Annotated in this window: 18 protein-coding genes; 9 read left to right on the top strand and 9 right to left on the bottom strand. The window is 70.7% G+C overall.

Features of this window, described 5'->3' with window-relative positions; translation table 11 throughout:
• Positions 1-211: 211 nt before the first annotated feature.
• The 3 genes from RT054_RS16225 to istB all read right to left on the bottom strand — a co-directional run bounded on the left by RT054_RS16225 (position 212) and on the right by istB (position 2,775).
• Entirely contained in the window at positions 212-640 is a 429-nt protein-coding gene (locus RT054_RS16225; RefSeq protein WP_313025618.1) for a hypothetical protein, read from the bottom strand.
• A gap of 176 nt (positions 641-816) precedes the next feature.
• Positions 817-1,797, bottom strand: coding sequence for a histone-like nucleoid-structuring protein Lsr2 (locus RT054_RS16220; RefSeq protein ID WP_396837330.1), 981 nt, complete (start codon positions 1,795-1,797; stop codon positions 817-819).
• Positions 1,798-2,091: 294 nt separating this feature from the next.
• Positions 2,092-2,775, bottom strand: a complete 684-nt coding sequence (gene istB, locus RT054_RS16215; protein WP_396837329.1) for an IS21-like element helper ATPase IstB — start codon at positions 2,773-2,775, stop codon at positions 2,092-2,094.
• Positions 2,776-3,304: 529 nt separating this feature from the next.
• On the opposite strand from istB, the gene RT054_RS16210 reads away from it, so the two are divergent.
• From RT054_RS16210 to mgtE, 5 genes are all read left to right on the top strand, one after another.
• The gene (locus tag RT054_RS16210; RefSeq protein WP_312721803.1) at positions 3,305-4,309 is read left to right on the top strand and encodes a hypothetical protein; all 1,005 of its coding nucleotides are present in this window, start codon (positions 3,305-3,307) and stop codon (positions 4,307-4,309) included.
• Positions 4,306-5,943: an acyl-CoA dehydrogenase family protein gene (locus RT054_RS16205; protein ID WP_312721800.1), complete on the top strand. Its 1,638-nt coding sequence runs from the start codon at positions 4,306-4,308 to the stop codon at positions 5,941-5,943. The genes RT054_RS16210 and RT054_RS16205 overlap by 4 nt, the downstream gene beginning before the upstream one ends.
• Before the next feature lie 5 nt (positions 5,944-5,948).
• On the top strand, positions 5,949-7,640 hold the full coding sequence (locus tag RT054_RS16200; protein ID WP_312721798.1) for an AMP-binding protein: 1,692 nt from the start codon (positions 5,949-5,951) through the stop codon (positions 7,638-7,640).
• A 328-nt stretch (positions 7,641-7,968) separates the two neighbouring features.
• Positions 7,969-10,110, top strand: coding sequence for a heavy metal translocating P-type ATPase (locus RT054_RS16195; protein ID WP_313025611.1), 2,142 nt, complete (start codon positions 7,969-7,971; stop codon positions 10,108-10,110).
• A 394-nt stretch (positions 10,111-10,504) separates the two neighbouring features.
• Complete coding sequence (gene mgtE / locus RT054_RS16190; protein WP_313025609.1) at positions 10,505-11,839, top strand: magnesium transporter; 1,335 nt, start codon at positions 10,505-10,507, stop codon at positions 11,837-11,839.
• 12 nt (positions 11,840-11,851) lie between these two features.
• Here the strand turns inward: mgtE and RT054_RS16185 are convergent, their stop codons facing one another.
• Positions 11,852-13,594: an alpha/beta-hydrolase family protein gene (locus RT054_RS16185; protein ID WP_313025607.1), complete on the bottom strand. Its 1,743-nt coding sequence runs from the start codon at positions 13,592-13,594 to the stop codon at positions 11,852-11,854.
• A 369-nt stretch (positions 13,595-13,963) separates the two neighbouring features.
• Between RT054_RS16185 and RT054_RS16180 the strand changes: the two genes are divergently transcribed.
• From RT054_RS16180 to RT054_RS16170, 3 genes are all read left to right on the top strand, one after another.
• Complete coding sequence (locus tag RT054_RS16180; RefSeq protein ID WP_313025605.1) at positions 13,964-14,188, top strand: helix-turn-helix domain-containing protein; 225 nt, start codon at positions 13,964-13,966, stop codon at positions 14,186-14,188.
• A gap of 1 nt (position 14,189) precedes the next feature.
• Positions 14,190-14,714 carry a hypothetical protein gene (locus RT054_RS16175; RefSeq protein ID WP_313025602.1) on the top strand — a complete coding sequence of 175 codons (525 nt, stop codon included), beginning with the start codon at positions 14,190-14,192 and terminating at the stop codon, positions 14,712-14,714.
• Positions 14,715-14,872: 158 nt separating this feature from the next.
• Positions 14,873-15,034, top strand: a complete 162-nt coding sequence (locus RT054_RS16170; protein ID WP_313025600.1) for a hypothetical protein — start codon at positions 14,873-14,875, stop codon at positions 15,032-15,034.
• A 44-nt stretch (positions 15,035-15,078) separates the two neighbouring features.
• Here RT054_RS16170 and RT054_RS16165 read toward each other — a convergent pair whose 3' ends face one another.
• The 5 genes from RT054_RS16165 to RT054_RS16145 form a co-directional block, all read right to left on the bottom strand.
• A complete protein-coding gene (locus RT054_RS16165) occupies positions 15,079-15,426 on the bottom strand; it encodes a type II toxin-antitoxin system PemK/MazF family toxin (protein ID WP_313025598.1) in 348 nt (115 codons plus the stop codon).
• Entirely contained in the window at positions 15,426-15,653 is a 228-nt protein-coding gene (locus tag RT054_RS16160; RefSeq protein WP_313025595.1) for a ribbon-helix-helix domain-containing protein, read from the bottom strand. Before RT054_RS16160 ends, RT054_RS16165 begins: the two co-directional genes overlap by 1 nt.
• Positions 15,654-15,877: 224 nt before the next feature.
• Complete coding sequence (locus RT054_RS16155; protein WP_313025592.1) at positions 15,878-16,621, bottom strand: succinate dehydrogenase/fumarate reductase iron-sulfur subunit; 744 nt, start codon at positions 16,619-16,621, stop codon at positions 15,878-15,880.
• A 13-nt stretch (positions 16,622-16,634) separates the two neighbouring features.
• Positions 16,635-18,620, bottom strand: a complete 1,986-nt coding sequence (locus RT054_RS16150; protein WP_313025589.1) for a fumarate reductase/succinate dehydrogenase flavoprotein subunit — start codon at positions 18,618-18,620, stop codon at positions 16,635-16,637.
• Positions 18,617-19,300 (bottom strand): succinate dehydrogenase cytochrome b subunit, encoded by a 684-nt coding sequence (locus RT054_RS16145; RefSeq protein ID WP_313025587.1) that lies wholly within the window; start codon positions 19,298-19,300, stop codon positions 18,617-18,619. Before RT054_RS16145 ends, RT054_RS16150 begins: the two co-directional genes overlap by 4 nt.
• 442 nt (positions 19,301-19,742) lie before the next feature.
• On the opposite strand from RT054_RS16145, the gene RT054_RS16140 reads away from it, so the two are divergent.
• Positions 19,743-20,106: helix-turn-helix domain-containing protein (locus RT054_RS16140; RefSeq protein WP_313025584.1), on the top strand; the 364-nt coding region annotated here is incomplete at its 3' end.

The following is a 20,106-nucleotide window of genomic DNA, read 5'->3' as shown; positions in this document are numbered from 1 at the left end:
GTGACGGAACCCGCCCTTTCGCCCGCCACACTGCGTGTTCGTACGCGGTGAGGCTCACGCCATGACCGTCCCTGGCGTGAGCTCGTTCCGGCCTGATCAGAGGTTGCAGAGCCCAGGTTCTCGGCCGCCAAGGCTGCATTGACGAAGCGCCTGATCATGCGGTCGGGCTTGACGCCGTCCTTCCCCAGGAGCATGAGGAAGTACGTCGCGGTCACCGGGCCGAGGCCTCGGACACTCGTGTATGCGTGACGCGCGGCATCTTCATGTTCACGAACCTCGTCAGCCCGACGCAGAGGCGGCGAGAGAGTGAGCATGGCGGTTGCCGCGCGCAGTCGGCCTTGTGTCGTCGCGCCGTCTTGGTACTGCCCATGACCCGGCGGACCTCGTCGGCTCCGAGGTCGACGAGTGCCTGCAAGTCGTCGCTGATCTCGGGGTGGTGTTCCTTCAACGTGCGCAGGCGCGGCAGGACCGATGCGTCGTACCGGGCCCGGATCGAGAAGACGGCATCGACCAGGGCCATTCCGACCTGTCCCGGCCATCCCCCGCGGTACGCGGCGAACTCTGCGGCGTCGATCCGCGCAACCGCCTGGATCACAGCGTCAACAGATCGACTCTGGGCTTCAAGTTCCTTCTTCTCCATGCCGATCCATTCGACACCAGGCAAGGCCCTTCTGATGACTTCTCCTCCCCCTCGTCATGGAGGAGAGGGAGGACACGAGCGCTTCGTGATCACCACAGTCGCCGTGCGCCAAGCCCGTGGTCGCGTCGGCGATCAATGGCCTGCACAACGGTTCCAGTGAGCGGCCGGATCCAACGTCACAACTTCCCCGTCGCTCGACGGAACGACTCCTGGATGTCGGTGGGGATGCGGCCACGGTCGGAGATCGCGAAGCCGTGTTTCTGTGCCCACGCACGGATTTCACGGGCGTCTGCCTTGACCTCTGGTGTGGCGGTTCCGGACGGGAGAGCCACGAGGCGGCGGGTGGATTCGGCGTCGTCGGCGTCGGCTGCGAGGGCGGCGCCGAAGAATCGGTAGGTCCACTCCTGGGCGAGTGGGCGGGTCTCCGTGAACACGATCGGGACGTTCGGGTACGCCACCTGGCATTCGGCGATGCCGTCGGCCACCGTGGCCGGCCGCACCCGCTCCAGCGCGAACACCTTCGAATACCGCTCCTCCACCACGACCGCGGCATGCGGCAGAGCCGCCAGGTCTGCGAGGACGTACTTCAGCTTTCCGCTGGTGAGCGTCGCGACGAAGTCCTCCAGCGTCTTGCGCTCGACCGCGGCGACGACGCGGTCACCATCGCGGACGGCGTAGTCCCCCACGGGCAGAGCCGATTTCACGGTGTGCGCCTGCCAGCGGTCGAACCGCCAGCCGTGGCGTTCGTGGGTGTCGACGTGGATCTCCATGTCGGCCACGCCCGAGGCCCGCGCGCTCGGCAGCGACGCCGCCGGTCGGGCCATCTTGGTGGTGCGTCGGCTCTGCCAGAAGATCGCCTCGCGCCCTCCGCGCACGCGTGTCATCACGAATTGCGAGCGATTCTCCCGACCGCGCTCCAGCACCAGATCGATCGCCGCCCCGCGCCGCACACAGGACCGCACCGGCAGCTGTTCGAGGATCTCCACACCCTCCGGCCACTGCGCCGGGTGGCAGTAGACCTTGGCGGTCCGAGGCCACCGCTCCTTCGCCTTGAGGATGATTCCCCTCTCCCCCAACGGAATCCGCAGCAGATACGGCAGGGTCGTGTTCTCCTCCGGGTTGGTCGCGATGAGGAAGTCGTCGGGCACGCCTCCCATCATGGCCGACCTGCGCCGAGCATGACCGACCTGTGCCGAGGCGATGCGTCCTCAGCGCTCTCGCACCGCACCCGAATGGGGATACAAACGATCCTTTCCCGGCCGCCATAATTCTCGCGCGACCAGGCACGATGCGCTCCGAACAGTCTCCAGGCAACACGGCGACCAAGCAGGGCGAGATCCTGGGCCTTGACGGTGCAGTTGGACGGCAGCGAAGCCGCGAAGTGGTGTCGGCAACGCTCGAAAATGAGGCCGGTCCGACGCTCGAAAACGAGGCCACCGGTTCGTTGTGTTCTAGTCTGCCGCGTCTTGGGTCTTCATGCTGGGCAGGGTGTCGATGCCGCGGTTGCGTAGCCGGTAGCTGGCGCCCTTCAGGGTGAGGACGTCGGCGTGGTGGACCACGCGGTCGATCATCGCGGCGGCGACGGCCTGGTCGCCGAATACGCCGCCCCAGCCGCTGAAGGGCAAGTTGGACGTGAGGATGAGTGAGGCGTGTTCGTAGCGGCTGGACACGAGTTGGAAGAAGAGGTTCGCGGCGTCTTGCTCGAAGGGCAGGTAGCCGACCTCGTCGACGATGATCAGCCCGTAGCGGCGCAGCCGTGCGAGCTCTTGGGGCAGCTTGCCGGCGCGGTGGGCGTCGGTGAGTCGGGTGACCCACTCGGTCGCGGTCGCGAACAGCACCCGGTGGCCGTGATTCGCGGCCGCGATGCCCAGGCCGGTGGCCAGGTGGGTCTTGCCGGTGCCCGGCGGGCCGAGCAACACGACGTTGCGGGCTTCGGTCAGGAACCCACCCGACGCCAACGCGGCGATCTGCTGGCGGACGGCGGGTTGGGCGTCCCAGTCGAACTCCTCGATCGTCTTGCGGGCGGCGAACCCGGCGGCCCGGATCCGCAGCTGGGCGCCGGACGCGTTCCTGGCTGCGACCTCACGGTCCAGCACTGCGGCGAGGTACTCCTCATGCGTCCACGCCCCGAGGATCGACGCCGTCCTCGGGGTGTCGCAGACGTTCCACTGGTTCAGCTAGGGCTCGTCTGCGGGGCGGGACCGTGCACCAACGGCGTTGAGGCGTCGGTGGCGGGATCGTGAGTGACCCGTCGTCGTGAACCCTCGTCGTCGAGGCTGCCGTGGGGGGTCCCGCGGTGCCGCGGCTGCGACGAACGGGCGGAGTCCGGCCGCGGTGGCCGCGGTGCGTGTGCCGGCACTCGCCCGCTGGGCACCGTGCACGGGCGCGGCGGCGACGCTGAGGAGTCCTCGCAGTGTCGAGAACGACGATCGCGGGACTCCTTCGGTGCGAGCGATGATCCGCCCACCCCGGTGACGTCGGTCGTGCCCGCGTCGTCCTCCATCCGTCATACCCCGGTCACTGCGCTGCGTCCGTCACCCCCCAGGGGGTTCGGAAACGCCGACCAGCCCCGTGGTACCGGGCCAACAGTGCAGCTCCGATCATTCATTACACTTGTGAACCAGTCGTTCGCCTGCTGTAATCGGTTGGTCGGAAGGACGGCTGATGACCGGTGATCACGAGGCGACGCCGCCGCTGAGCGCGCGTTCGGTGGCCCTCAGCCTGTTGCTGGGCGCCCGGCCGCCACGCCTGAGCGGACGAGACGTGGTCACCCTCGGCGAGATGTTCGGGATCGCCGTGCCGACGATGCGGGTCGCCCTGTCCCGCATGGTCGCCGCCGGCGACCTCGAGGTCGACGACGGGATCTACACCCTCGGCCCTCAACATCTCGACCGCCAACGGGTCACCGAGGCGCTCGCTCACCCCCGCCGGCGCCCCTACGAAGGCTTGTGGCGGATGCTCGTCGTCGTGGACCGGGGCCGCCCCGCGCCCGAACGCGCCGCGCTGCGCCGCGCGCTCACCCGGGCGCGGCACGCCGAGCTGCGCGAAGGTGTCTGGCTGCGCCCCGACAACCTGCACCCCCAGCCCGAGGTCGACGACCCCCTGCTCGGGCCGTCCACCGGTCGCGGACCTGCGGACGCCCACCCGGCCAGCTCGGGCGACAGCGGGCTGCTCGCCTTCTCGACACGGCCCGCGAAGGACCGTGCCCTGACCCGCCAACTGTGGGATCTGCCCGGTTGGGCGTCGACGGCGGACCGGTTGCTGTCGGTGATGCGCAGCGACGCGCCGCCGCCCGAGCGACTCACGGCCGCGGCGGCGGCCGTGCGCCACCTGTGTCTCGACCCCGCCCTGCCCGACGAACTGGCTCCCGAGCAGTGGCCGGCCGACGACCTGCGCTGGGCCTACGAGGACTTCCGCAACGAGCTCAGCTCCCGCTACCTCGGCACCACGACCTCAGCCGATCCGGTCGGCGGACGAACGGGCGACGAACGAGCCACCCACAACGGTGACATCGCCGCCGCCACCAACCGCGCCGCCGCCACCGACCGCGCCGCCGCCGGCGATCTCGCCGACGCCGACGACCTCACCGACACCGACGACATCATCGCCACCGACGCGCCCCGGGCCCCCGACACCGCCGAGTCCCGCGCGAGCAAGGAGCAGACATGAAGACCCACGACGTGCTCAACCAGGCCCCCGACCTCGTCGACTACAACGCCGCGGAGTACCCCGCGCTCCGCGAGGCACTCAGCCGCCACGGCGCGGAGGAGGCTCTCGTCGAACTCGACGAGGTCGGCCGCGCCGCCGGAAGTGCGCAGGCGCTCGCGCTCGGCGACCTCGCCGAGGAGCACACCCCGGTCCTGCACACGCACGACCGGTACGGCAACCGGATCGACGAGGTCGTCTACGACCCCGCCTATCACGACCTCATGCGTCATGCCGTCCGGTTCGGCCTGCACGGCACGCCGTGGAGCGATCCCCGCCGCCACGCCCACCTCATCCGGGCCGCGAAGTTCAGCGTCTGGCAGATCGTCGACGCCGGGCACGGCTGCCCCACGTCGATGACCTACGCCGCCGTCCCGGCGCTGCGCGTCGACCCCGACCTCGCGGCCCGCTACGAACCCCTCCTGAGCAGTGGCGAATACGACCCCGTCCTGCGGGAGCCGTCGACGAAACCCGGCCTCATCGCCGGCATGTCGATGACGGAGAAACAGGGCGGCTCCGACGTCCGCGCCAACACGACGGTCGCGACACCGCAATCCGATGGCAGCTACCGCCTCGTCGGCCACAAGTGGTTCACCTCGGCGCCGATGTCCGACCTCTTCCTCACCCTCGCGCAGGCACCCGGCGGGCTGACCTGCTTCGTGCTCCCACGGGTCCTGCCCGACGGCTCCCGCAACGACATCCGCCTTCAGCGGTTGAAGAACAAGCTGGGCAACCACTCGAACGCCAGCAGCGAGCTGGAGTACGAGAACGCCCTCGGCTGGAGGCTCGGCGACGAGGGCCGTGGCGTCCGCACGATCATCGAGATGGTGAACGGCACCCGCTTGGACTGCACCCTCAACACCGCCAGTCTCATGCGACATGGGGTCCACCTCGCGGCCCATCACGTCACGCATCGCGCCGCGTTCGGCCGGACCCTTGTCGACCAGCCCTTGATGCGCAACGTCGTCGCCGATCTCGCCGTCGAGGCCGAGGCCTCGACCACCGTCGCCCTGTGGCTCGCCGCCCTCACCGACGACGCCCAGCGCGGCGACGAGCGTGCCGCCCAACTTCGTCGCATCGGCCTCGCGGTCTCGAAGTACTACGTCTGCAAACGCGGACCGGCGCACACCGCCGAAGCGTTGGAGTGTCTCGGCGGCAACGGATACGTCGAGGAGTCCCGCCTGCCGCGGCTCTACCGCGAGTCGCCGCTGCTGAGCATCTGGGAGGGCAGTGGCAACGTCGCAGCCCTCGACACGCTGCGCGCCATCGCCAAGGAGCCCGAGACCCTCGCGGTCCTCCTCGACGAGCTCGATCAGGCGGCCGGTGCCGATTCCCGCTACGACGCGTTCCTGGCGCGGACGAAGAACCAGGTCGCCGACCTCGCCGACCTCGAGTTCCGGGCGCGCCGCCTCGTCGGTGACCTCGCGCTCGCCCTCCAGGCCTCCCTGCTCCTGCGCCACGGCCACCCGGCGGTCGCCGACGCCTTCACCGGATCGCGACTCGACCGTGACTGGGGCACGGTGTTCGGCACCCTGCCCCCGGGCGTCGACACCGCCACCATCCTCGACCGCTGCACACCGAAGACGGAGCGACCGTGACCGAGATGACCACCCCCCAGCCGACGCTCGCCGCACCCCTCGGGGAGCATCTCCACCCGATCGCCGGCGACGCGGCGGACGACTCCGCCCACACCCTCCCGGCGCTCCTGGCCGCCCGGGCACGGGCCACTCCCGACGACGAAGCGTTCGTCGACGGCGACCTGCGACTCACGTACGCCGAGGTGTATCGACGTGTCGACCATGTCGCGACGAGCTTGTCGGCGGCAGGGGTCCGCCAGGGCGACCGGGTGGTCGTCCTGGCCAAGAACAGTGAGTTCGTCGCGACGTCGGTGTTCGCGCTGGCACGGCTCGGGGCCATCGCGGTCATCGCCAACTGGCGCCTTCCCGCCGCCGAGCTGCGTTACATCCTCGAGGACAGCGACCCGGTGGCGCTGCTGCACGACGCCGCGTTCACCGACACCGTCGTCAGCGCCCTTGGCACCCACACCCGCAGCGTCCCACGCGTCGTCCACGGCGCCCCCCACGCCGACCAGGACGTTCATCGACTCGACTCCGACTCCGACGTCGTGCGTGCCTACGTAGATCTCCTCCCCGGCGGGTCGGACGTCGGCGGCTCGGCATCGTACGGCGACCTCGCCCCGGCCCATGTGGGGGCCGGCGACCCGGCCGTCATCATGTACACCTCCGGTACGACTGGACGTCCCAAGGGCGCGATGCTGAGCCACGCGAACCTGATCTGGTCGGCCGACGGTATGGCGGCCACCATCCCGTGGGAGCCCGAGCACCGATTCCTACTGGTCGCGCCGATGTTTCACATCGGTGGGCTCGCGCCGCTCATCGCCAACATCCTCCGCGGTTCGACGACGGTGTTCATGGCCGATTTCGAACCCGTGAAGGTCTGGCAGAGCGTGGCGGCCGAGCGGATCACGACGATGATGACCGTCCCCCTCATGCTCTGGGCCCTGTTGCAGGTTGCCGAGAGGACCCCGGTCGACACCGCAGGTCTGGTCCACATCGCCTGCGGCGGGTCGTCGGTCACTCCGCCACTCATCGCCGCCGCAGCGGCGCACGGCATCGCCATCCAGGCCGTCTACGGCATCACCGAGTTCACCGGCGCGGTCGCCTTCGCGACCCCCGAGATGGGCGAGGCGGGCGCCACCACCCAGGGACGTGCGGTGCGGCACGGCTCGATCCGGATCGTCGACCCGTACACCGCGACCGAGTGCGGTGTGGGGCAGGCGGGTGAAGTGTGGTGTCACGGCCCACAGGTCTTCGTCGGTTACTGGCGCAACACGGCAGAGAGCGACGCAGTGCTCGAACCCGGCGGCTGGTATCGGACCGGTAACATCGGGGTCGTCGACGGCGACGGCTTCCTCACGATCGTCGACCGCCTCAAGGACGTGATCATCAGCGGCGGCGAGAACGTCTACCCCGCCGAGGTCGAGTTCGTGCTCCAGCAGCAGCCCGGCGTCGCGCAGGTCGCCGTGGTCGGTCGATCCGACGCGACGTGGGGCGAAGTCCCGATCGCCTACGTCGTCCCTGCCCGGGGCTCGGAGCTCACACCCGACGACGTGACGGGGTGGGCCGCGGATCATCTCGCCGGCTACAAGCGCCCGAAGGGCGTCGTATTCCTCGACCAGCTCCCGATCAACGCCACCGGCAAGATCCTCAAGCCGCAGCTGCGGAGGCTCGCGGCGAACGACGGCGCCGATCAGGTCTCCTCACGGCGCGAGTAAGGATGTTGCAGGGGTGGAATATACCCGCGGGGGGTATAGGTTGACCCCGACGTCAGCGACCGCGGTCCAGAAGCCGTGGGTGAGGCCCGCGCCTACCTGCGACCTCGGAGCAGTCGACGTCGGTTGCTCTGCGGGCACCGTGTGCGTCAGGGGCGCCCACCACCGGTGGGATGCCCTCGAGGACCGCCCCTGCTCGACCGCGCACTGAGGCCTCGTCCGTCAAGGCCGAATCATCCCGAGGGGACCTGGCCGCTGACCAGCGGGAAGGAATCGCCGACGTCCTTCCCGCCCCAGCCAACCGGGACGCCACGACTCAGGGGAGCATCCGATGAACCACCCGACGGGCACCGAGCACGACCACACCGCGCTGCACGCGGCGCCGGACCACGGAGAGCACTCGGACCACGGCCGGCACTCGGGCCACAGCGGCCAAGGCCAGCACTCGGGCCACGGCGAGCACTCGGGCCACTCGGGTCACGGCGGCCACGTGGCCCAGTTCCGCAGGCTGTTCTGGGTGATGTTGGTGTTGTCGGTGCCGGTGGTGGCGTTCAACGCCATGTTCGCCGACCTCATCGGTTACCGACTGCCCGATGCGGGATGGGTACGGTGGGTCTCGCCCCTGCTCGGGACGGTCGTCTACCTCTGGGGAGGCCGTCCGTTCCTTACGGGTGGCGTCTCGGAGATCCGCGCGCGCAAGCCGGGGATGATGCTGCTCATCGCGCTGGCGATCACGGTGGCCTTCCTCGCCTCGTGGGGCGCGAGCCTTCGGTTGCTCGACCACCAGCTCGACTTCTGGTGGGAGCTGGCTCTCCTCGTCGTCATCATGCTCCTCGGTCACTGGATCGAGATGCGATCGCTGGCCCAGACCACCTCGGCCCTGGACTCGCTCGCCGCGCTGCTCCCCGACGAGGCGGAGCGCGTGGAGGGCGACGACGTCGTCACGGTGGCCCCCGCGGAGTTGGCGGTCGGCGACGTCGTGATCGTCCGGCCGGGTTCGGCCGTCCCGGCGGACGGCACCATCGTCGACGGCTCCGCGGCGATGGACGAATCCATGGTCACCGGCGAGTCCCGGACGATCCGCCGCGCGAAGGGGGATCGCGTCGTCGCGGGCACGGTCGCCACCGACTCCGGCCTCCGCGTCGAGGTCGACGCCGTCGGGGACGACACCGCCCTCGCCGGGATCCAGAAGCTGGTCGCCGACGCGCAGTCCTCCTCGTCGCGAGCGCAGCGCGTCGCGGACACCGCCGCGGGATGGCTGTTCTGGTTCGCCCTCGGGGCGGCCGTCCTCACGGCGATCGTCTGGTCGGCGGTCGGGCTGCCGGAGAGCGCCGTGGTCCGTGCGATCACGGTCCTCGTCATCGCCTGCCCGCACGCGCTCGGCCTGGCCATCCCCCTCGTCGTCTCCATCGCCACCGAACGCGCCGCACGCGGCGGCGTCCTCGTCAAGGACCGCCTCGCCCTGGAGTCGATGCGCACGGTCGACGCCGTCCTCGTCGACAAGACCGGAACCCTCACCAAGGGCGAGCCGACCGTGACCGCCGTCGAGCCCGTCGACGGCCGGAGCGCGGACGAGGTCCTCGCCCTCGCCGCGGCGGCGGAAGCCGACAGCGAGCACCCCCTCGCCCGCGCCATCGTCGGCGCGGCCGCCGCCCGCGGTCTGGAGGTCCCCCGGGCGACGGACTTCGCCTCCTCCCCAGCGGTCGGGGTGCGAGCCACCATCGACGACACCGTGGTGGAGGTGGGTGGCCCCTCCCTGATCGAGCAGCACGACCTCGACGAGCTCCCCGCCGTCGCCCCCTGGCGGGAGGAAGGCGCGATCATCCTCCACGTCGTCGCCGACGGGGCGGTGATCGGCGCGCTCGGGCTCGCCGACGAGATCCGCCCCGAGTCGCGCGAGGCGGTCGAGGCCTTGCACGCCGCCGGCGTCCAGGTCGTCATGATCACCGGCGACGCTCAGGCCGTGGCCGACACCGTCGCCGCGGAGCTCGGGATCGACCGGGTCTTCGCGGGGGTGCGCCCGGAGGACAAGGCCGCCAAGGTCACCGGGCTCCAGGGCGAGGGGAGGAAGGTCGCGATGGTCGGCGACGGCGTCAACGATGCACCCGCCCTCGCCGCGGCGGACGTCGGAATCGCGATCGGCGCAGGCACCGACGTCGCCATCGGTTCGGCCGGTGTCGTGCTCGCCTCCTCCGACCCGAGGTCGGTGCTCTCCGTCATCGACCTCTCCCGCGAGAGCTACCGCAAGATGAAGCAGAACCTCTGGTGGGCCGCCGGCTACAACCTCGTCTCCGTGCCGCTCGCCGCCGGGGTGCTCGCCCCGGTCGGGTTCGTGCTCCCGATGAGCGTGGGGGCCATCCTCATGTCCGCGTCCACCGTGGTGGTCGCGCTCAACGCCCAACTCCTCCGCCGGCTCGATCTCACCCCGGCCACGAGCACCGCGCGCTTCCTCGGCGGTGCCGGCAGGCACTGAGCCCAGCCCTCTCCGGATGGGCGTGGCACGGCCCCGCTGATGAGGGGCACGGTCACCGGGTCCCCAGCGGTGCTGACGGAGAGGTCCCCCGTCCCGCGCCCTGGGCAGGGTACTCGGGCGGCCACGGTCGCCACGCGGCGGTTGCCCGCGGACGGCGAGGACGACCACCCCGACGGGCTGCCACATGGGCCGTGCGCCAGGGGGCCTCGCCAGGGCAAGTGGCAATCTCGGCGGAGTTGATGGGCAGCGGACCTCGGGGGTCCCGCATCAGCACAGGTCAGCGGGGCGGCGGTCGAGGCGGGGGAACGTCGACTGCGTCGAGATTGCCACATCGAAAGCGTGCGTCACCGCTGCGGTTTCCGGGAGGGCGGTCCCCTGTCAGGTCGATGCGACCATGAGCACCGTGTCTCCCGAACAAGCCCGTGTCCTCGCCGAGGGCGACCCGACGCAGCTCGCGACGACGCTGCCCATGCTCAGCGTCCCCGAGATCCGCGGCGCGTTCGGTCGGCTGCCGGCCGCGCGGCGTGCCGTCGTGTTCCGCCTCCTCGACAAGAAGACGGCCCTCGACGTCTTCGAGGGCCTCGACACCGCCACCGCCGGTGAGCTCATCGCGCACCTGCGTGCGGAGTCGGTGAGTCGGCTCGTCGCCGACCTCGACCCCGACGACCGTGCGCGCCTCCTCGACGAGCTGCCCGCCTCCCTCGTCGTCACCCTGCTGTCGGGGCTGGACGCCCACGAGCGGGCGATGACGGAGACGGTCCTCGGGTTCCCGCGGGAGTCGGCCGGCCGTCGGATGACGCCGGAGGTCGCGGCGGTCCCGGAGTCGGCGACCGTGGGGGAGGCCCTGCAGACCCTGCGCCACGCGGGGGCCGACGTCGAGACGATCTACATGGTGCCGGTCCTCGGTCCGGGGCGGCGTCTCGTCGGCGTCGTCTCCTTGCGGGAGCTCGTCACCGCCGAACGCGACGAGCGGGTCATCGACCTCAGTTCGCGGCCCGTGAGCGTCAACGTGCACGAGGACCAGGAGGTCGCGGCGGGGCTCATCCGCGACCACGGCATGGTCGGCCTCCCCGTCGTCGACGACGAGGAGCGCCTCGTCGGGGTCATCACCGTCGACGACGCGATGCGGATCCTCGCCGAAGAGGCCGAGGAGGACGCCGCGCGCGCGTCCGGCACCCAGGTGGTCCGGCGGCCCTACCTCGCGACGCCGATCCGGCATCTCGTGCGCAGTCGTGTCGTGTGGTTGCTCGTGCTCATCGCGGCGGCCACGTTGACGGTGAACGTCCTCGACTACTTCGAATCCACGCTCGAGCAGGTCGTCGCGCTCGCCCTGTTCGTGCCGCTGCTCATCGGGACGGGCGGCAACGCCGGAGCCCAGACGGTGACGACGGTCGTGCGCTCCCTGTCGGCCGGGGAGATCTCCGTGCGCGACGCGCCCCGGGTGGCGTTGCGGGAACTCGGCACCGGACTGTCGCTCGGCGTCGTCCTCGCCGTGGTCGGTTTCGTCCCCGCGTGGCTCCTCGTCGATGCGCAGATCGCGACGGTGTTGTGCCTCTCGCTCATCGCGGTGTGCGCGCTCGCGACGACCGTGGGCGCGGTCATCCCGCTCCTCGCGAGCAAGGCCGGTGTCGACCCTGCGGTCGTCTCCGCGCCGTTCATCACGACGGTCGTCGACGCGACCGGGCTCATCACGTACTTCCTCATCGCCCGCGCCGTGCTCGGGTTGTGATGGGGGAGTCCGTCACTGGGAGTCCTTCGGCAGGTTCTCGCGGATCGCGGTCTGGATCTTCTCGATCGACCCCTCGGGCAGGTCCTCGACGAGTCCGTCGAGGACGGCCGCCCACATGGGGACCACGTCCTCCTGGTAGGTGTGGCCGTGCCCGGCGGGTGACTCGGCACCGGCGACGGTATCGACGCTGACCTGCGCAAACGTGATGAGCGGCCACCAGGACAGGCCCGAGGAGACGTCGTGGCCCGCCTCCTCGCGCATCCAGTCGGGCTCCTTGTAGGCGAGTTCGGGCGACCACCACATGAGCGAGTCGGAGGCGTACTGGAGGTAGGCGACGCGGGGGGTCTGCCACTGACCGAGCGTGCGCCCGTAGAAGTCGTGCGAGAGCTCGTCGGGGCGGGTGACGAACCGGATGTGCTCGGCGTCGCCGATCACCGGGGCGATCTCCGGGGAGCCGCCTCGGCGCCCGCTCGTGAGGTCGCCCCACAACGGGGTGAACCGCGGGGTCCCGATCCACACCGCGCCGTCGACGCGGCTCAGCAGGTCGTCGGCGTCGGTGAAGGCGCCCTGACCGCCGAACGACCCGAGCGACAACCCGGACACGAGGATCTTCGGCCGCTTCTCCATCGACTTCACGCGCTTCTCGACGGCCTCGAGGAGGAGCGTGCCGGCGCTGACGGGCGTCGTGCGGTCGACGAAGAGTGCCACCGGGCTCGGCAGGTAGGAGTACTGCATCGCCACCGTCGCGACGTCGCCGCCGGTGAGGTACTCGACCGACTCGACGTCGAACTCCTCGGCCCAGCCCTCGCCGGTCGTCGTGACGATGTGGATCGTGGAGCGGTCGAAGGCGTCCATGCGTTCCAGCTCGCTCATCGCGGTCGCGACGATGTCCTCCATCTCACCGCCCGCGACGGAGGCGTACGCCCGGATCGGCTCGGTCGCCGGCCGCCCGGTGACCTGCTCGATCCGGCTCGCGTCGGGGCCGGAGCCGGTGTACTTCATGCCGTTGAAGCCGAGCTCCTCCCACGGCTGGGCCGCGCCGGGGGAGCCGGACCGCAGGGGTGAGGTCGGCGCCGAGAGCCCTTCGGGGGTCTCGTCGTTCGCCTCCGCCGACAGACGCGACACGGTTTCGAGGGCGCCGCGGAACAGGACGTCGTTCGTCACCCAGACGAGCAGTCCGACGACGAGCAGGGCCGAGACGGCGCGGGCCACGGGTTTCGGGACGCGCACGACGCGTTTGAGGAGTCTGCTGAGCCGCAACCACACCCGCTGCAGCCCGATGAGCATCAGGACGACGAGGACCGCGGCGAGGACGCTGGCCGCCGTGGCGAGCACGTCGTCGAGCAGGGTCGGTGGGTCCATCGAGACGAGCTTGGCCGTCTCGACGTGCGCGCGGTGGCTGGTGACCCACGCGTAGATCGCGGCGGGGACCGCGATCACGAGGGCGAGGCCACCGAGCACCTGGCGCGTCCGTGGTGGGGCGACGACGCGAATCCCGGTGAGCACCGTGGCGCCTCGCACGAGCCGTTGCAGCGTACGGGCGAGCAGGTAGCCGATCCCCGCGCCGAGGCCACAGGCGACGGCCTGCATGTACCAGGGGCGTGGCAACAGACTCGGGCTGAACGCCGCGAGAAGGATGACGGTCGCCACGGCGATCGCCGGCCAGCGGGTCACCGTGCTCGTGTCCTCCGTCCACCGCCGGCCCGTCGGCCACACCGCGGCGTCGTCGGACAGGTCGAGGCGGTGTGCAGGCATGGGTCTCGATTCGGGGAACGTCGACGGCGAAGGCCTCACTGTACGCAGCGGCGGCGACGCCTCGGCGTGAACACCCCCCGCCTGAGGAGGGAGCAGCATCGACAGGAGTGGGGTCGTGGTGCGGGGCCACCTCCGCCCAGGGGTGAGTGCGGAGGGGGCGGCGCCATGCGCGGTGCATGGCGTGCGGCGGCGCGGCCTGGCACCACCGCCGACGGGGAGACGCCGACCTCGTCCCGGCGGGCGCTCGCGTCGGCCGCCCACCCTCGTCCACGGGGGAGGCCGTCGCCCCTCCCGTCGTCACCAAGTCCCGTCGCTCACGGGAAGTACAGAATCCTTGACATCTGATGTCAAGGATCGTTGACTTATGCCATGCCGAACGAAGCCCTCGCCAACGCCGTCCGTGAGGTGCGACGTGCGCGGCGCATGACTCAAGCGGAGCTGGCCTCCGCGGTGGGCATCTCGCGGCAGACCGTCGTCTCGATCGAGGGCGGTGACTACGCCCCCTCCGTTCTTCTCGCCCTGCGCCTCGCCGACGCGCTCGAGCACCCCATCGACCAGCTGTTCTTCATCGACCCGACCCACGAGGAGGCCTGACATGGCCACGATCGACCGTTTCCGTTCCGCTCTCAGTGCGGCAGCCACTCTCGACGAGGCGAGCTTCGGCGACGAGCGTCAGCGACGCGTCTGGATGGAGGCGTACGTCATCGCCTACGAGGTCGCGCTCTTCTCCGCCTCCGGACTCGCCGTCGCGATGGTCTGGGCCGGGGATCGCACCGTCGGGATGTGGTCGATCGGGGTCGTCTGGATCGTCGGGCTCGGCAACATCGCGGCCCTCTCCCACCTCCGCGCGAACGGCCTGGCCGACCTCCCGTGGCGGGCCCGGTGGTCCTTCTGGTCCTTCCGGTTGCGCATGGTGCTGCTCGTCCTGTGGGCGATCGGCCTCGCCCTGACGATGTTCGGCGACGGCGGCAGCTTCGCGGAGCGCGGCGGCTGGAGCTACGTGGCCGGGGCGATCTGCGGAGCCGGTGTCGCGATCGCGGGCTTCGCGCTCGCCGACCGCGCGATGAAACGACGCCTCGACCGCGACCTCCCCGAGGACGACACCTTCGAGGATCGCTGAACGTGGTGCTCTCGAGGACAGAACGTCGAAGCGGGGGCCAGCGTGGGTGACGCACCACGGCCGGCGATGTGACACCTCCGGCCGGCGACCGCTCGACCACGCCACGTCGTCACGGAGTCCGACGAGCTGGCCCAGGCGCTCGACGCCGCCGCGGGGCGTTGGCCAGAGCTGTCCTCGATGACCAGGACGTCTGGCACCCCAACATCGCCGATCTGCTCATCGAGGGAGCCGACCTGCGGGTCTACACGTTTCATACCCGTCTGCGTCGCGTCGCCCGTGGCCGAGGAGTTTCTCTGACGCCTCAGGCCGATCCCGCCTGACCGCGGCGACAGGGGAAGGCGCCCGCGACACCTCGAAGGAGGCGTCAGAGGTGCAGATGCAGGCGGAGGGCGTCGTCGAGTCGGGCGAGAAGGTGTCTGGGCATTCGTCCGATCACGGGCCCGACGCGTTCGATGGACACCGAGCGGATCTGCTCTGCCTGCGCCTTCGAGTCCGTGTGGATGCCGGTCTCCTCTGCGGGCAGGAGGACCTGGAACGGAAACACCCGCGCGGTGTTGCTCGTGATCGGCACGATCGTCACGACGCCGCGGCCGAGCCGAGCCGCCGTGAGGTTCGCCCGGTCGTTGCTCACGATGACGACCGGTCGGCGCTTGTCGGCCTCCCCGGGACGGGCGGGCTCCAGATCGGTGAGACGGATCTCGCCACGGAGCATCAGCTGAGCCCATCGGCATCGGTGGCAGCCCAGGCCGCGGCGTCCCCGGCGTCCTCCCACTCCTGCCAAGCGGCGGCATAGGCATCCTCCAGCTCGGGGTCGCCCAAGAGTCTGATCGCCTGCTGGATCACGGCAGAACGGGACGAAAGACCAGCTGATCGTGCGTACCTGTCGAGCGTCTCGACCTCGCGAGGGGACAGACTCACGCTGAGCTTCACCTGAGGCATGCCACCATGGTAGTACCGATGTAGCTACCGGAGGTAGGGCTCTCGCGCATCTGCTGCGCTCGATGGTCCAAAGGGTGTGACGCGGGAAAGGCACGCCACGGTATGGGGCACTCCCGTGCGTTCGGAGGCTCCCTCACCGGCGCCTGAGCGCCCGGGTCGCCGCTGTCAGCGCGGAAGCGGGATAGAGACGATCGCGCCGCGGGAGTTCCCGGCCGGCCCTCCGATCACGCCCGTCGCCACAGCGCGCGGAGGCGGTGTTTGGGGACGGCGGCGACGGCGGTGAGGGGGATGTGGGCGGGGCAGACCTGCGCGCAGGCGCCGTAGAGGGAGCACGGGCCGAACTCCGCGTCGAGGCGGGCGCTCACGGCGCGGGCGCGGACGTCCCGCTCCAGGGACCCGTTCGGCAGGAGTGCGAGGTGGGCGAGTTTGCTCCCGGCGAACAGGTGCGCGGCGCCGTTGGGGCAGGCCGCGACACAGGCCCCGCAGCCGATGCAGGCGGCCATGTCGAGGGCCTCCTCGGCGGTCCGCTCCGTCACCGGCACGGCGTCGGCGTCGGGCGCGGTGCCCGCGTCGACGGCGACGTGGCCGCCGGCGGCGATGATCCGGTCGAGGGCACCGCGGTCGACGACGAGGTCACGGATCACGGGGAACGCCCCCGAGCGCAGCGGCTCCAGGGTCACCGTGTCGCCGTCGCGGAACGAGGAGAGCCGCTGGTGGCACGTCGGTGTGTTCGCCTCCGGGCCGTGCGGACGGCCGTCGACCGTGACGCCGCACGCCCCACAGATGCCCTCTCGACAGTCCGACTCCACGCTGATCGGGTCGCCCCCGGATTCGACGAGGCGGGTGTTGAGCAGGTCGAGGGCGTCGAGCAGGCTCATCTGCGGCGCGAGACCCTCGACGTCGTAGTCGACCGAGCGCGGCCTCGCCTCCGGGCCGTCCTGCCGGACGATGCGCAGCGTGAGCCTCATGACCGGCCCCCCTTCACGAGTAGCTCCTCGTCGCGAGCGGCACGGCCTCGAACCGCAGCGGTTCGGCGTGGCGGGTGAACCGCAGCCCCGTCCCGTCCCGATCGTCGGGGCGCGCGTGCGTCGCCCACGCGGAGGCGAACGCCCAGTGCTCGTCGTCGCGTCGCGCTTCCCCGTCGTCCTGATGTTCGGCGCGGAAGTGCGCCCCGCACGACTCGGTGCGGTCGAGCGCGTCGACGCACATGAGCTCGGCGAGCTCGAGGAAGTCGGCGACCCGGCCGGCCTGCTCGAGCACCTGGTTGAACGCCTCCCCGCGGCCGGTCACCGCGACGTCACGCCAGAACTCCGCCCGCAACGAACGCACGTCCTCGATCGCCGTCGTGAGCGAGGTCGCCGACCGCTCGACGCCACACCCGGCGTAGAGGATCTCCCCGAGTCGGCGGTGGAAGGTCGCCGGGGCCTGGTCGCCCCCGCCCGAGAGAAGTCGATCGACGCGGGCCTGCACCCGCGCGACGGCCTCGCGCACGGGCGCGGAATCGGCCTGCGGCAGTGGCTCACCGAGCAGCGGCGCGAGGTAGTTCGGCACCGAGTACGGCAGCGTGAACCACCCGTCGACGCACGCCGAGAGCAACGAGTTCGCGCCGAGGCGGTTCGCGCCGTGGTAGCCCCACCCGGCCTCACCACCGACGAACAACCCCGGCAGGCTCGTCATGAGGTCGTAGTCGCTCCACAACCCGCCCATCGTGAAGTGCGCACCCGGCGCGATCCGCATGGGCACGGCGTACGGGTCCTCGCCGGTCGCGTGGGCGTACATCTCGAAGAGATTGCCGTACCGGGAGGCGATGACGTCGCGGCCGAGCCGGCCCAGGGCATCCCGGAAGTCGAGGTAGACGCTGTTCTTCAGTGGCCCGACCCCGTGCCCGTCGCGGATCCGCGCCGTCGCCGCCCGCGAGGAGATGTCGCGGGGGGAGAGGTTGCCGTAGGCGGGGTACATCCGCTCGAGGTAGTAGTCGCGTTCCGACTCGGGGATGTCGCCGGGGTCGCGGTCGTCGCCGGGCCGGGCAGGCACCCAGATGCGTCCGTCGTTGCGCAGCGACTCACTCATGAGGATCGTCTTGGCCTGCCAGGGCGAACTCACCGGCAACGCCGTCGGGTGGAACTGGATGAAGCTCGGGTGGGCGAGCAGGGCCCCGTGCCGGTGCGCGCGCCATGCGGCGCTCGCGTTGCTGTTCACCGCGAGCGTCGAGTGGAAGTAGACGCTGCCGTACCCGCCCGTGGCGAGGACGACTGCGTGGGCGGGGTGGGCGCTCACGGCCCCAGTGACGAGGTCACGCACGACGACGCCGCGGGCGCGACCGTCCTCGACGATGAGGTCGAGCATCTCGGAGCGGGTGTGCAGCCGTGCCCGTCCTGCGCCGACCTGCCGCTGGAGGGCCTGGGCTCCCGCGATCTGCACCTGCTGACCGGTCTGCCCGCGCGTGTAGTACGTGCGGGAGACCTGCACGCCGCCGAAGCTGCGGGTCGTGAGGCTGCCGCCGTACTCGCGCGCGAAGGGCACCCCGATCGCGGCGAGGTGGTCGATGACCCGCACCGACTCCTCACCGAGCCGGAACGCCTCGGCCTCCCGGCCACGGAAGTCACCGCCCTTGACGGTGTCGACGACGAACCGGTGGAGGGAGTCACCGTCGACGGCGCGGGCCCTCGCCGCGTTGATACCGCCCTGGGCGGCGACGCTGTGCGCCCGGCGCGCGGCGTCGTGAATGGTGAAGACCTCGACGCGGTAGCCGAGTTCGGCGAGGGCGGCGGCGGCTCCCGCGCCGGCGAGGCCGGTGCCGACGACCGCGACGGTGAACTTGCCTCGGTTGAGCGGGCCGACGAGGCGGTACTCGTCGCGGCGCCGCGCCCACGCGCTCGCCGGGTCACCGCCCGGGATGCGGCCGTCGAGGTCGGGGCCGTGCTCGACGTGGGGGGTGAACCGGCCGGTGCGGTCGGAGGTGGTCATGTGAGCAGCCCCATCTGGACGGCGACCGGGATGCTCGCGTTCCCGAGGAGCACGGCGATCGCGGCGAGGGCGCCGATCCACACGCACACCACCCGCAGGCGGGCGCCGGTCGCGCCGAGGTCGTTGGCGGCGAGCAGCGCCCCGTGGAACAGGTGCGCGGCGATGGCGAGCATCGTGCCCGCGTAGACGACCGCCGCCCACGGGCGCGCGAGGCTCGCGACGAGGTTGGCGTACGGGGAACCGCCCTCGCCCGGTGCGGCGAACGCGGACGGCGCGGCGGGCTCGACGCCGAGGGTGAGGTCGAGGACGTGGATGCCGAGGAAGACGAGGATGAGGATGCCGGTGGGCAGCATGAGGGTCGCGTTCCACATGCGCAGCCCGGTGCGTCGGGCCCGCACGGGCCCACGGGCGCTCCGCGATCGAGCGAGCAGCATGAGCGCGGCGACGACGTGCGCGACGAGGGCGACGACGAGGACGATCCGCAGGCTCCAGAGGACTCCCTCGTGGGGAATGAGCGGGTACCCGACCTCGCGGAGCCAATGCGCGTACGTGTCGAACCCTGCGGCCCCGCCGTACACCTTGAGATTGCCGAACAGGTGGACGAGCACGAACCCCGCCCAGATCAGACCGGTGAGGGACATGACGGCCTTGATCACCCAGAGCGGAGGACCTGTGCGCACCCCTCCACCGTAGGCGGCATTCGACATCGCCCCGGGGCACAAGGTCCCCGACCCGCCACGTGGACGCGGGGTGACAGGGTCGAGAGTGGCGCGATTACGACGAGTCAGACGCTCGACATGCCCACCCTGCTGGCCCTCACCAAGGGCTACCGACCCGGAGAAGCGCGCCCGCCGTCACCCCCGGAACCGATACCTCGGACGTGACCGGGCCGGGCGGCTCGGGGCTGTTTCGGCGCCGAGGCACCTGGACTCAGTTGCCACCGCGCTGACCCAGGTAAAAATCAAGTAAAGATCTTACCCAGAGTGGCCCACTTGGCCCCTGCTGAGAGCAGACTTCCATCGCCCCCATTTGGCGGGGTGGTTCTTGCGATTGGATCAATGATGCTCCTGAGATCTAGTGTTCTGAGTCGATAATCCGTTGCTTTTTCTGTAGGATTGGGGTATGTCGGGTCCTGCCGCGAAGCCTCTTGTCCTGTCCGATCATGAGCGGTCGGTGCTCTTGGGGTGGGTGCGGCGGCCGACGTCGTCGGCGCGCCTGGTGCAGCGGTCGAAGATCGTGTTGGCGTATGCGGATGATCCGTCGGTGGCGGGGGTGGCCAAAGCGATGGGGGTGAGTGCGCCGACGGTGTCGAAGTGGCGGGATCGGTTCCTGGCGGATCGGTTGGATGGTTTGGAGGATGCGCCTCGTCCGGGGCAGCCGCGGAAGATGTCCGATGAGCAGATCGAGGCGCTGATCAGCCGGACCCTGGAGGGGGCGCCGCCGAATGGGGATACGCACTGGTCGACGCGGTCGATGGCCGCGGATC

This window comes from Mobilicoccus sp. (assembly GCF_032060985.1).
Taxonomy (GTDB): Bacteria; Actinomycetota; Actinomycetes; order Actinomycetales; family Dermatophilaceae; genus Mobilicoccus.
The sequence above is the reverse complement of the archived record's forward strand: the minus strand, read 5'-3'. Positions and strand labels throughout refer to the sequence as shown.

Bases quoted from the DNA above. Each gene is read 5' to 3' on its own strand.
- RT054_RS16225 (WP_313025618.1), bottom strand. From the start codon at position 640: ATGGAGAAGAAGGAACTTGAAGCCCAGAGTCGATCTGTTGACGCTGTG.
- RT054_RS16220 (WP_396837330.1), bottom strand. From the start codon at position 1,797: ATGGGAGGCGTGCCCGACGACTTCCTCATCGCGACCAACCCGGAGGAG.
- RT054_RS16210 (WP_312721803.1), top strand. From the start codon at position 3,305: ATGACCGGTGATCACGAGGCGACGCCGCCGCTGAGCGCGCGTTCGGTG.
- RT054_RS16205 (WP_312721800.1), top strand. From the start codon at position 4,306: ATGAAGACCCACGACGTGCTCAACCAGGCCCCCGACCTCGTCGACTAC.
- RT054_RS16200 (WP_312721798.1), top strand. From the start codon at position 5,949: ATGACCACCCCCCAGCCGACGCTCGCCGCACCCCTCGGGGAGCATCTC.
- RT054_RS16195 (WP_313025611.1), top strand. From the start codon at position 7,969: ATGAACCACCCGACGGGCACCGAGCACGACCACACCGCGCTGCACGCG.
- mgtE (WP_313025609.1), top strand. From the start codon at position 10,505: ATGAGCACCGTGTCTCCCGAACAAGCCCGTGTCCTCGCCGAGGGCGAC.
- RT054_RS16185 (WP_313025607.1), bottom strand. From the start codon at position 13,594: ATGCCTGCACACCGCCTCGACCTGTCCGACGACGCCGCGGTGTGGCCG.
- RT054_RS16180 (WP_313025605.1), top strand. From the start codon at position 13,964: ATGCCGAACGAAGCCCTCGCCAACGCCGTCCGTGAGGTGCGACGTGCG.
- RT054_RS16175 (WP_313025602.1), top strand. From the start codon at position 14,190: ATGGCCACGATCGACCGTTTCCGTTCCGCTCTCAGTGCGGCAGCCACT.
- RT054_RS16165 (WP_313025598.1), bottom strand. From the start codon at position 15,426: ATGCTCCGTGGCGAGATCCGTCTCACCGATCTGGAGCCCGCCCGTCCC.
- RT054_RS16160 (WP_313025595.1), bottom strand. From the start codon at position 15,653: ATGCCTCAGGTGAAGCTCAGCGTGAGTCTGTCCCCTCGCGAGGTCGAG.
- RT054_RS16155 (WP_313025592.1), bottom strand. From the start codon at position 16,621: ATGAGGCTCACGCTGCGCATCGTCCGGCAGGACGGCCCGGAGGCGAGG.
- RT054_RS16150 (WP_313025589.1), bottom strand. From the start codon at position 18,620: ATGACCACCTCCGACCGCACCGGCCGGTTCACCCCCCACGTCGAGCAC.